A 12,403-nucleotide genomic window follows, 5' to 3' on the forward strand; every position below is an offset into this window, starting at 1 on the left:
ACTTGAAGTTGCTAAAATATACATTTACTCTAATTCATAATGGCGATGAAAATACTGGTCTTGCCTATTAAGTATACGAGTATAAACTTGGGATAAAAAATGACTAATAACAATATTGTACAAAAACTGTGGAATTTATGTGATGTATTGCGTGATGATGGTATTAACTATTCAGATTATGTAACTGAATTAGTACTTTTATTATTTATTAAAATGGTACACGAAAATACTAAAGCAGGGATTTTGCAAAAACATCCTTTACCTGTTGGGTGTCGTTGGACTAATCTCAATGATAAATCAGGTATTACCCTGTTAAATGATTATAAAGCTATGCTATTAGCCTTATCAACAGGTAAGCGTCAAGAAATCGATCCTAAAAATCCAGAAAAATACATTGAAGTGACAGTACATAATGACCCATTAATAAGCGCCATTTATGACGATGCACAAACTCGATTACGAGAACCACGGCATTTAGAGCAATTGATTAAAACATTAGATCAAATTGATTGGTTTAGTATTCAAAAGGATGGGCTGGGCGATCTTTATGAAGGATTATTAGAAAAAAATGCCAATGAAACAAAATCCGGTGCTGGTCAGTATTTTACGCCAAGACCACTGATTAATTGTATGGTGCGGTGTATTAAACCACAAATAAAACATATCATCCAAGATCCTGCTGTCGGAACGGCAGGATTTCTTGTCGCAGCAGATCAGTATTTACGGCAACAAACCAACGATTATTATGATCTTGATGCTAAAGATGCTGATTTTCAAAAAAACGAAGCGTTTATTGGTGTTGAATTAGTACCAAATACTCGTCGACTTGCCTTAATGAATTGTTTATTACACGGTATAGAAGGCGGTAATGATGGTGCAATTTTATTAGGCAATTCACTTGGTCAAGTTGGGCAAGACCTAAAACCTGCGGATATTATTCTCGCTAATCCACCATTTGGTACCAGTAAAGGTGGCGATGCCAGTATTACTCGTAAAGATTTAACTTATGAGACCACCAACAAGCAATTAGCTTTTTTACAACATATTTACCGTAATTTAAAACCCGGTGGTCGCGCTGCCGTGGTATTGCCTGATAATGTATTGTTTGAAGCGGGTAAAGGGACTGATATTCGTCGCGATTTAATGAATAAATGTAATTTACATACAATACTACGCTTACCGACCGGGATTTTTTATGCCCAAGGTGTAAAAACCAATGTGCTATTTTTCACTAAAGGCTCAGTAACAGACAAACTGCAACAAGAAAATTGTACGCAAAATGTTTGGGTTTATGATTTGCGTACCAATATGCCAAACTTTGGTAAACGCACACCATTTACTGAGCAATATTTACAACCATTTGAAACCGTTTATGGTATCAATCCCGACGGCACCAGCCCAAGACAGGAAGGTGAATGGTCATTCAGTTCAGATGATATCGAAGTAGACTCGTCAGCCAGTCAAGAAAACTTAGACATTAATGATCAACTAGCACAATCAAGATGGCGCTGTTTTAGCCGCGATTGGATTGCTGACACAAAACAGGATTCACTCGATATCAGTTGGTTAAAAGATAAAAATAGTGTGGATACAACCAAACTCCCAGAACCAGCCATACTCGCCAAGCAAGCTAAAGATGAGTTAATAGTTGCTTTGGATAAGTTGGAGAGTTTGTTGAGTGCTTTGGGAGAAACTGAATAATGAGCGATATTTTGTTACCTAAAGGTTGGGTTCAGGCTCCTATTGCACAACTAATTTCTATTGACGGATTGATTTCAGATGGCGATTGGGTTGAATCAAAAGATCAGGATATTAACGGTTTTGTACGACTTATTCAGTTAGCTGATATTGGTGATGGGTATTTCCAAAATAAGTCTAATAGGTTCATGTCAATAGAAAAAGCAAAAGCATTAAATTGTACTTTTTTAAAACAAGGGGACTTATTAATAGCGAGAATGCCCGCTCCTTTAGGGCGTACGTGTATTTTCCCTGAAATAGGGCAAAAATCTGTTACTGTAGTTGATATTTGTATAATTAGAACAAGTAATAATTCAGCTATCACTAATAGTGTTTTGACTTATTGGTTAAATTCACCTTTTATGAGAAATGAAATTGAAGTAAATTCATCTGGAACTACACGTAAAAGAATTACTCGGAAAAAATTAGAACAATTTGTTATTCCTTTACCTCCTATGTCAGAACAAAAAATCATAGCTGAAAAACTTGATTTATTACTAGCCCAAGTACAAGAAACAAAATCACGCCTTGAACAAATTCCCGAACTTCTAAAACAGTTTCGGCAGTCAGTGTTATCGGATGCAGTGAGTGGTAAATTAACGGAAGATTGTACTTATCATTCCCGTTCTAATAACATTATATTAGGTAATGTTTTAGAATTAGCATACGGCAAATCATTACCAGCGAAATCTCGAAGTGGTGACGGTTACCCTGTATATGGATCAAATGGTGAAATAGGTAAACATAAACAAAAATTAGTAAACGGACCATTTATAATTGTTGGTCGTAAAGGAAGCTATGGTGAAATTACTTGGTCTGATAGTTCAGGATGGCCAATCGATACTACATATTATGTTGTATTAAAAATAAAAAGTAATCTTAAATTTATTTTTTATTTATTACAAACTTTGGGATTAAATCAATTAAATAGGTCTACCGCTATACCAGGCTTAAATCGTGAAGATGCATATAAACTTAAAATTAATTTACCCTCAATCCAAGAACAAAACGAAATCGTCCGTCGTGTAGAACAATTATTTGCCTATGCTGATAAAATTGAACAACAGGTTAATACAGCTTTAGAAAAAGTGAATCATTTACCGCAATCAATTTTAGCCAAAGCGTTTCGTGGTGAATTAACCGCCCAATGGCGCGCTAAAAATCCTGATTTAATTACAGGTGAAAATTCAGCTGCATCCTTACTTGAAAAAATTCAGATTGAACGCGCACAACACAATAAAAAGAAAAAATAATAAATGCGTCAAGAACAAATTGATTTGCTAGAAATAATCACCAATAAGCAAAATAGTAACCCTGAAATCAACACATTGTTTAAAGGGTTATTATATTCACCTTGGCAATGCTCGAATAAATTAATCGATAAATATGTTAGTAAATCATTAGCAAAAATAGTAAAACGATATAAACAGTCTGTGTTACATTTTGTTTTTAATACAACTAAATTTAATTACTACCAAACTTATATTTGTGGAATTTATTTAGAGCTTAATGATAGCAACACAGGTGAAGAAGCAAATTTCTTAGCGCAATTAAATTTGTACAAAGAAATAATTTCGGAAGATCTCGAAAAAGCTAACCTTAACTTTGATGAATTATCATCACAAGGGCAAGATAGATTAGTCGGTTTGTATATTTATGCGACCATCGCAGTATATGAGGTGGCGGGAATTATACAACCTATCGATAATTCAAAACATTTTCATCTCAAAATTAAAGAATGTTATTTAGATGCTTATTTAATAAAACAGTTTAGAACTTTTTGCAATCAATATAGTTGTATATCAGATTATTTAACTCTCTATCATTTAACCACGAATTTAGGACTATCTCAATTACAAAAAAATAGTGAACCACTGAAAAATATTACTAACTATTTAATCGATAAAACCTTATCCATAAATATCAAATATCTTGATACGCCGATTTCTTATTCCTTCCAACAACTTTTTAATCGAGCCCAACTGTTAACTTTTTTAACTTGCTTTTTAGTTCATCATTGTTCAACACCAAATAAAATCGAATTAAAACCAGTCAAAATTCATAATGCGGAAATTCTCAAAGCTGGGTTTAATCAAAATGAAATTGACAACTTGATTGCCGATATTGACAATAGAACAGGATTTTATAATACAGTATTAGAAAGAACGGAGGTGAATGATTGGCTTAACTTTAAAAATTTCAATCTTTACTACATGTTCAATATTCACGCCAAATCATTGTTAGATAAATCGTTAAGAGCACATCAAAAATGGTTTGAAATTAACTATTTAAATCCTTATTTGCACAAAGAGCTTGATCAAGAAAGATTTATCATTGGTCAAGGTTTTAAACGAACTAACAAATATCAAAATAGGATCGATAATTATGATGTCGATGTTGTTATATATGATAAAAAAACTGATCTTATTTATTTTTGTCAATTAAAACACACAGTAAATTTTCTAACAACTAGCTTTAGAAATGAACTAAACGCATATAGTAGTGAAATCCTTGAAAAAGGCGTTAATCAGTTAATAGCTCTGAGAGAAATTATCAATGATGATTTAATCAAGCAGCAACTTATCACCGCATTTCAAAATACTCCATTAACAAAATCTTATATAAGAAAAAATGATTTCTCTAAAAATAGTCGTTTTATATTAATTCATAATATGCAAGATTTCGATCTTTGTACAAAAAATAGCATAACCTTGTATGAATGGAACACCTTGCGTAACCTACTGAAAGGGAGTAGCGTATATACAAAAATAGATAAAGATCACTATTATCGTGGTGAAAAAATAAAAGAATTGCCGATTGATTTGGCCGATCTGAATGCGGTAAAAGAACATAGTCATATGAATAATAATATTAATTCGAGTTTCAAAATTAGTAAAGAATACCTAGAGTTATCAATATATAGCCATTCACAAACCGTCATTTTCAACAAAATAATTAAAAATAATATAAAATTAGATTGTATAGCCCCTTATTTTAATTAGTTATCAATAAATTTATGATTAGATATTTTATATTTCAAGCAGGTATCTAAAAAGTCCTTCCTTGCTGAAGGAAAATCAACGTCAAAACAGCAAAATTAAACCACACCAACCTAAGTCGGTGTAGTTTTGACTTTATGGCTATACCTTAAACGTAACCCACGGTTTAAGTTTAACCACTGTTTGAATCAAACCGGCGTTTTGTTGTGCTTCAATTACAGGTGTGATCGGTTTATAGGCTGTAGGAGCCTCTTCACGTAGGCGTTCTTCTTTTAAGGTAATACATTGCCATGGCAAATTAACCTTATCATATTCAACTTTTTTGCTACGCATAGCTTGTCGTCTTTCTGCTCGACCTGCACCGTGTGAGCAAGACCATAACCAATCAGCATTACCTTTTCCTACTGCCACATAAGAGTGATCACCCATTGAGCCAGGGATTAAAGCTATCTGACCAGCATAAGCAGGCGTCGCCCCTTTACGATGAATATTCATCTCATGTTCAGGCAAAATGATATTGTGCGAAATGTCGACCACGAGTTGACTATTATCTTGATGAAAAATAGTTGCAAGTGATTTACGTATCAATTCGGTAATCACAATTCGATTAATCCAAGCATAACTCGCGGCAACGCCCATAGCGTGTAAATAGGCTTGTGCATGACTATCTGTTAAACCAAACAATCCTGATTTTGGTTGTTTTTCATTAGTCGGCCATAAAGCTTTTGCTCTATCTTGCCAACGCTGACCAATGTAAAAACCAACATCACGCGATCCGGTGTGAATCATGACGACGATACTATTTTTTTCAAGACCTAATTGATAAGCTAAATGCCGATCGATAATATCATCAACAATTTGTAACTCGACAAAATGGTTGCCAGATCCGACTGTACCTAAACTCGCTGGGCGAATAATATCGCGCTTTTCAAAAAAGGCTTCAGGCGCATACTGACTATCTGCCTTAATTAAGTGATTACCCGATATTTTATTAAGCTCTGCGTGTAACCGTTCATAATTAACTGAATTCCACAAACCTTGCTGCGGTAACGCCGATAACCATGCTGAAAGACCTTGATCGAATAATGCTTCAAAAGATTGCGGCGTAACAGGTACATCACGCTCATCTTGCAATAACACACGTTTTAATTGTGCAATAATTGTCGATTTTTGTTCACACACCTGATTAAAGCTTAAACCGGTGGTAAAAAGCCGCATACCGCAATTAATATCGGTACCAATTGCTGCCGGAATAACTAAATCCTGTGTAGTTGCAACAATACTACCAACAGGCGCAACCGCACCCGGATGAAAATCAGGTGTAGCACGAGCCATGCAAACTTTCCCTACACTATTAGGAACGCTCACAGATGCAAAGTTCAGTAGCTGTTCTACCGCTTTTTGCTCTAATGGCAATGGACTCGGTAACAAAATCTGAGCAGAAGTATTTTCTTTATTTAAAGTATAAATATCATTATTAAAATGACTTTCAATCCCAAGACGGGACAAACGTTTTTGTAAACGGGAAAATGTAGACATAATAGCCACCTAGAAAACAATAAAAAAGCGTCTCCTCAAATTGAGAAGATAATTACTGTTTTCCTGCAGCAGCACTATTCAGGAAAGCGGGTGAATTTTATACGCTGATTATTTATTTGTAAAGGATAAAATTGATATAGTAAGTCTGATAAATTTATTTTTATGACTTGCTCATTTGCTTTAAAATAGCAAACTCACCGATAAATTGATGAAGTTTATTTAAATCTTAAAAGGTGTTATTGATGGTCAACCTTGGCAGATTGATATGCAAAAACAGCCGATCATTTTGGGTGATGATTTGTATTTTTCAATCCAAATATTGGGAAGGTTTTCCTATGCTTCCGAAACTTTGTTTTGGGCTTAGGCAAGTGTTAACACACTATTTGCTTGCTAAAGATTATCACGTGACTTTGAATGACGGATCGAAGCTAATTGCAGTAAAAGAAAAACATCACATCACTGCTGAATCTGATCATTTATCGCAATGAGTTAAACTCAATGGCTAGAGGGCTTACTCGTGCTAATTCAATATAAAATAGATAATATACGGTGATTAAATGGACAAAAAAGCAAAAAAGATTCTGTTTCAAACCTATTGGAAAAATGGCTGGAAGGACAGAAAAGAGATAAAAACAGAGCCGAACGACTTCGCGTATGCGAAAGAAAAAGGATTAATGTTTGATCCCATTACCATATCACACGATGATTGTGTCAATAAAATCATAAACATCGTCTCCACAATCACACTTGAACACGTTGCCAAGGCCTTTTTGAGCAGCTTATCAACGCGGCGACTTGATTGGCGCTCAGGTATTGCGTCATACTTTATCGCCAAATTAATGACAGCGCATCAATATACGCCAGTCGTGTCTGGTCAATCTTATCAAGATGGCCAAATGAGTCATTCATCCTATACGTGTCAAATCTGCCGTGATCTCAAATATGGCATGATTGGTAATGAAAACTACGTCAAAGCAGATTTAAATATCTTAAACTTTGAACGAATAAAGTGGGGAGGAGTGCGTCATGGTGATTTACTTTATACCTACTTTGATCTCATGCAATTCACTAAACAGGCAATCTCTGAACCGACCAAAGATGATATAGCTATTTTAAAAGGGATATTAGCCATTATTGCATCCTGTCAGCAAGATGATTACCCGGGTTCACTGAGTGATAAACTGACGGATGTACCTAACTTTAAATCCAATCAGGATGAACGTAACACCATTATTGAGATTTTGGCTTGTGTGGGGATTTTACAACCCGCTTCTTATGAGCGCCCAACAAGGGGAAAACACGATTGGGTATATGCCACTTATTGGCGTGGTCAGGATAAATACAATCAACAAATGGTGAAGCAATTATTTGGTCTTTAATGCATGATCTCTAATTTGCTCTAGGGGCTGTTAATCTCATCCCAACTCAGCCCACCAAATATTTTTTTAGCCTGTCGGCATCATTACTCTTCTGTTTTTTGGTTCTCGAAATCGCAAAAAGCTCTATTTTACAAGGGCTGGTCAAAGCAGATTGTTTCTGCTCCTGTTCACATTGTGTAGTGAGTGATAAGACCAACAGCGACGAGAAACAGATTTACCATTAAATATCAAATCAAAGCAACGGCACATGTTGAATGTCGAAAAGATGCTAATGTGATTAATGAAATCCCAATGGCAAACAAAGATATTGATGCAGTGATGACCGCACAAAATGAATTAGTTGAGATAGTGCAATCAATTAAGGTACTGGTGTGTGTGAAGAGGTAAAAATTATCGAGGCGCGATCCTCAATATTTATTTAATCTTTACTACTATCAACATTAAATTGCCAAACTTACTAAGCGTCGTAATTGCATTAGTTTTCTCTTCAATAAGATTCTTACAGATCCTCCCTTTAGGTTATTGCAATGGGGTTCGCCTTGAAAGCCGCCGTGCAATATTGAAGTTCAGGTGTTCAGGCGAACGAAGGTTTCCAACGAAACCCTCCGGCTCCCCGTTCCACTAGCGTGGGGTGTAATGGCGGATATTTGAAAAATTAATGGGCGATTAGTTGTTTTATAAGCTAATTAATGATATCGCTATACATAAAGCTCAAGTAAGATAAATTTTTGTGAGATATCTTAAAAAAGTATGAATCAATCCATCAATGGTTCAAGCAGTGGTGCTAATTCCTCATCCTCTAAAATGCACCATCTAACAAATGCAGAATAAGGTTTATTGCGTTTGATTATCTCTTTCATTTTTTCTAATGAGTCTTGTCTTTCTTCTTCATTGGAATCTTGATCGTAATATCTATTTAGTTGGGTTAATAAATCATTGTACCGTTTAAAAACTAATTCTCGTAGATAGGCAGCTGTTATGTGTTTATTGATGGTATTATTATTGTTAAATATTTCTTTTAATAGCTCTACTGTCTTAATTGTTTTCGGATCAGCATTCATCGCTTGGATATCAACTCTTTTGGCTTTTGGTGACGTAGGAACACTCAGTTTAATAGCTCTAAATACATCTGTTTTTTCGTCACAACAATCTAAAATATCATTATACTTTGCAAGTTTAACGTTATTACACCGTCCGCAAACATAATAAAGATTATTCCAATCAAATTTTTTATCTTGATCTCCTTGATGAGCATCCAAATGCTCAATATTTATTGATAGCGGTTTTTTAGTCTCGCACAAGTAACATTTTTCGAAAAAAATCGTTTTTAATGCTTCATACACATCTTCTTCATCGTATTTTTTTCCATTCTGCAAAGAAACTGGCACATCAACTTTTGTTCTATCAACATTAAACATTTAGCTATTCCTACTACATTTGTTAATCAATAACTGCGCTCTTTTTAGAAAGGAAAGAGATTCAGGATCTAGCTTTGCTTGATGCGGTTCAATTTCGTTGACTAAGTTTTTTAGTTCATTAATTTCGCAATTATTATTACTGATATACTTTCCTAATTGCTCAATCTTGTCGCTTAACATATCTGAAATAGGCAACACGCCAAATAAGCCTTCAAGGATCGCTTCATAGGAGTACATAGCTAAATTTTCATTAACAGCTTGAAGAGCCGATAAATCATAAATGACTGCATCGTTTACCGAAGAGACAACAAAGGGTGAATGAGTCGTGATAATAAATTGAATATTAGGGAAAGCATTGGTTAAAAACGAAAAGATTTTTCGTTGTAAGGATACATGTAAATGTGCATCAATTTCATCGATTAAAACAATTCCTTCTAGCTCATCGGGTGTAAGATCTCTTAATCTCACTTTCATTAACAAGTCAGCATAAACCGCTAAAATAGATGAAAATCCTGAAGATAATTGCTGAAAACCATAAGGTTCTTTATCTACTTGTTGAATCAAAAATCGGTGATTTTGGTGATCAAAATTTATTGATAGCTGATTATCTTCAAATAACTCTCTAAAATCATCTTCCAGTTTGTTAAACCAATGTTGAATATTTTGGGCTTCTTGCGGATTATTACCAATATTTTTTGAATCAGCAAAAGCTTGTTGAGTTTTATAACTTACTAAATATTGTTCAAAGTAATCAGCAGCTGATCCCCTATTATTTTTAATTTCTTTATGTTTTAAGCTTTCAACACTTACAACGGATTCTGTTTTTGCTATTTTAGCTTGGCGAGTTGCCTCAAATTTTAAACACACCACTTTGCCATCGGTATAATTAGCGGTTAATTGCTCAAGTTCTGTTGGGTTTATGATCTGATTCAATGCTTCTTTAATTTGCATGTCATTTAATTTGATTTGACCAAGACGAATATCATACATTGAGTCTGATTTTTTAGTTTTCGAAAACCAATCTTTAAGATTCTCTTGAGTTTTGATTAACGTTTCTATATCTGGATTATTCTTTTCAACAATCCGTTTTACAAGATACTCATGGAGTAGATTGATGAGCTGAGTTTTTCCGCAACCATTTTTACCAGTTAGAATTAAATTTTTGCCCTCTAAATTAATGTCGACTTCTTTTTTTGAATTTGGGATTACCGTTTGAATCCTTTGTATATAACCTTTTTTATTAATATTTGTTGGCATTGACTGAATGATTTTATCTTTAGGATCAGCAAAGGTTAAACTATCTCTTTTCGGTGTCTCTGACCAAACAGCGGTAATGCTTTGTTCACTGCAATAGTCTTTGATCTCTTTACCAAAATAACGTTGAATTTTATTTAATGAATCGGGACTTGGTCTTGAGCGTCTCCAGTGGTCAAAAAACGGGCGATCACCTTCTGAATCATATTTTTTGTCGGCTGTTATACACTGCCTTATTAATTGGTTTATCTCATCACTTTTTGGGGAATTTGTATTTTCATTGAGAAGATTGAGTTGCTGTTTTAATTTTTCAAAAAAAGCCCTATTTGAATATTGATCATCAAATTTTAAAAAGTCACGAATTACTTGATAGGCTTCATTGGGAATTTTTTCACTTAACATTCCATTTGATATTTCACTTTGCCACGCTACATTTTTATCTGTAACTCCAATCATTAACGTTTGTGGTTGTGAAAAAAAGATACATTTAATTTTGAGTTCATTAAAGAAAAAATTAAACAGTAATGAATTATTTTTATGGCGCTTGGCTAAATTATTTAATTTAGGTAATTCTGCTTTTAAATCAATCATCTCGCTTATCCTGTTATTTATTTTTTATCTATTATTTTTTCAACCGCCTTCACCGTTATCCCCAAAATTTTAGCGATATCATCAACCGAAACACCTTTTTCCAACAATGCATTAATCAATATTTTCTTTTCAGTCTCAGCTTTTTCTTTTATTTCTTTTGCTTTTTGTTGAGCTGTTTTTGTCTTATCCTTTTCAACCGCCAACTTCTCTTTAGCAATCAACTTTTCTTCCTTACGGATGCGTTCAACTACTTGATAAGTCGGGACGTATTTTAGGCTTTGTTCTAACTCGTCCATAAGTTTAGTACTGCGGAAGCTGATATAGGATTTAGGGGTGATGATTAGGTGGTCGATTAGGTCGATATTTAAAATACGGCCGACTTGAATTAGGCGATCGGTGATATCTTTATCGGCATCCGACGGCGTCAGTGATCCTGACGGGTGATTATGAACTAGTATCACCCGTGAGGCGTTTTTCATCACTGCAACACGAAATACATTCATCGGTTCAACGTCGACCGATTTATAACTGCCAAGCGCAATCAGTTCGATATACAGGATATAACCAGCTTGATTCATGCCAATCATCCAAAGATGTTCTTTTTCTTGGTCGATTTGGTTATCACGCAATAACACACGTTGCATAATGCTGTACACATCATCCGTGCTTTCAATATAGCGTTTATCATGCTTAGTCAGTTTAATATCCATCGTATCACCTTGTAAAATCAATTAAAAAATAATATAGCATATTTTTCTTAGGCTTAGCAGAAGTTAATTAATCTTTGTTATACCTGTGCTGGCATATTTTATGTTTACCTGATAGGTTCATCGTAAACTGCAATAACATTCATTTAGTATTTAGATTGGATTATAATTCTCCTAATTTTTATTATAAAACGCCTAAAATAACAGCAGATAATTCAATATCAACAATCCAATCTAATAAGTTCGACAGTATAAAATAGTTGGACAATTTTTTGGCTAGTTATTGCAATTGATTATTGCTTCAATGCAAGCTTACTTCTTACTTCTTACTTCTTACTTCTTACTTTTTGCAACCCAATAATCGAATAATGACAGCATAATAAAATTGCCGGATAGATTATAAAATTAAGGGTTATCATTGATGTGATACCTAACATCCCCATAATAAAATCTAGATTAAAAGCCAATTTATCAGTATCTTCCATTACTAACATTGGGACAATAGGCGGCATTGCGGGAATTATAATACCAATTGGCACGCCTAAAATGACTAATCCAAGTGGTCGTTTTATTTTATTTAAAAGAAAGATTGAAATCAGAATAAAACAGAAATAACACAAACCATAAAATATTAAATAATATAATTCTGGTGTGCGATGTTTTGCGATAATTATTCGATAACACCATTGGTAACTTAGATAGGCGCCGATAAAATTAAATAAGATGATAATTAATAAATTAATTAATTTCATTAGGCCGTCCTTTTGTTGTTTTCAATC

10 protein-coding genes and 1 pseudogene are annotated in these 12,403 nt (G+C 34.1%); 6 read left to right on the plus strand and 5 right to left on the minus strand.

What is annotated here, in order from left to right:
• The first annotated feature begins 99 nt into the window (after positions 1-99).
• From J3U57_RS10840 to J3U57_RS10850, 3 genes are read left to right on the plus strand one after another with little or no spacing between them, the layout of a single operon-like run.
• Entirely contained in the window at positions 100-1,701 is a 1,602-nt protein-coding gene (locus J3U57_RS10840) for an N-6 DNA methylase (RefSeq protein ID WP_267344750.1), read from the plus strand.
• Positions 1,701-2,990: a restriction endonuclease subunit S gene (locus J3U57_RS10845; protein ID WP_267344748.1), complete on the plus strand. Its 1,290-nt coding sequence runs from the start codon at positions 1,701-1,703 to the stop codon at positions 2,988-2,990. Before J3U57_RS10840 ends, J3U57_RS10845 begins: the two co-directional genes overlap by 1 nt.
• A 3-nt stretch (positions 2,991-2,993) precedes the next feature.
• Positions 2,994-4,739: a hypothetical protein gene (locus J3U57_RS10850; protein ID WP_267344746.1), complete on the plus strand. Its 1,746-nt coding sequence runs from the start codon at positions 2,994-2,996 to the stop codon at positions 4,737-4,739.
• 138 nt (positions 4,740-4,877) lie between these two features.
• Here the strand turns inward: J3U57_RS10850 and J3U57_RS10855 are convergent, their stop codons facing one another.
• Entirely contained in the window at positions 4,878-6,275 is a 1,398-nt protein-coding gene (locus J3U57_RS10855; protein WP_267344745.1) for an RtcB family protein, read from the minus strand.
• A 335-nt stretch (positions 6,276-6,610) separates the two neighbouring features.
• Here J3U57_RS10855 and J3U57_RS10860 point away from each other — a divergent pair, with 335 nt between their 5' ends.
• The 3 genes and pseudogenes from J3U57_RS10860 to J3U57_RS10870 form a co-directional block, all read left to right on the plus strand.
• A complete protein-coding gene (locus J3U57_RS10860; RefSeq protein ID WP_267344744.1) occupies positions 6,611-6,763 on the plus strand; it encodes a hypothetical protein in 153 nt (50 codons plus the stop codon).
• A gap of 69 nt (positions 6,764-6,832) precedes the next feature.
• Positions 6,833-7,654, plus strand: coding sequence for a hypothetical protein (locus tag J3U57_RS10865; RefSeq protein WP_267344743.1), 822 nt, complete (start codon positions 6,833-6,835; stop codon positions 7,652-7,654).
• 113 nt (positions 7,655-7,767) lie between these two features.
• Positions 7,768-8,041: pseudogene (locus J3U57_RS10870) on the plus strand (RtcB family protein); the annotation flags it as partial.
• Positions 8,042-8,409: 368 nt separating this feature from the next.
• On the opposite strand, the gene J3U57_RS10875 reads toward J3U57_RS10870, so the two are convergent.
• From J3U57_RS10875 to J3U57_RS10890, 4 genes are all read right to left on the minus strand, one after another.
• Positions 8,410-9,072: a hypothetical protein gene (locus J3U57_RS10875; RefSeq protein WP_267344741.1), complete on the minus strand. Its 663-nt coding sequence runs from the start codon at positions 9,070-9,072 to the stop codon at positions 8,410-8,412.
• The gene (locus J3U57_RS10880) at positions 9,073-10,917 is read right to left on the minus strand and encodes an AAA family ATPase (protein ID WP_267344740.1); all 1,845 of its coding nucleotides are present in this window, start codon (positions 10,915-10,917) and stop codon (positions 9,073-9,075) included.
• Between the two features lie 17 nt (positions 10,918-10,934).
• On the minus strand, positions 10,935-11,627 hold the full coding sequence (locus J3U57_RS10885; RefSeq protein ID WP_267344739.1) for a JAB domain-containing protein: 693 nt from the start codon (positions 11,625-11,627) through the stop codon (positions 10,935-10,937).
• 323 nt (positions 11,628-11,950) lie between these two features.
• A complete protein-coding gene (locus J3U57_RS10890; RefSeq protein ID WP_267344738.1) occupies positions 11,951-12,376 on the minus strand; it encodes a hypothetical protein in 426 nt (141 codons plus the stop codon).
• Positions 12,377-12,403 lie beyond the last annotated feature (27 nt).

It is taken from the genome of Gilliamella sp. B3464 (assembly GCF_026536145.1).
Lineage (GTDB): Bacteria > Pseudomonadota > Gammaproteobacteria > Enterobacterales > Orbaceae > Gilliamella.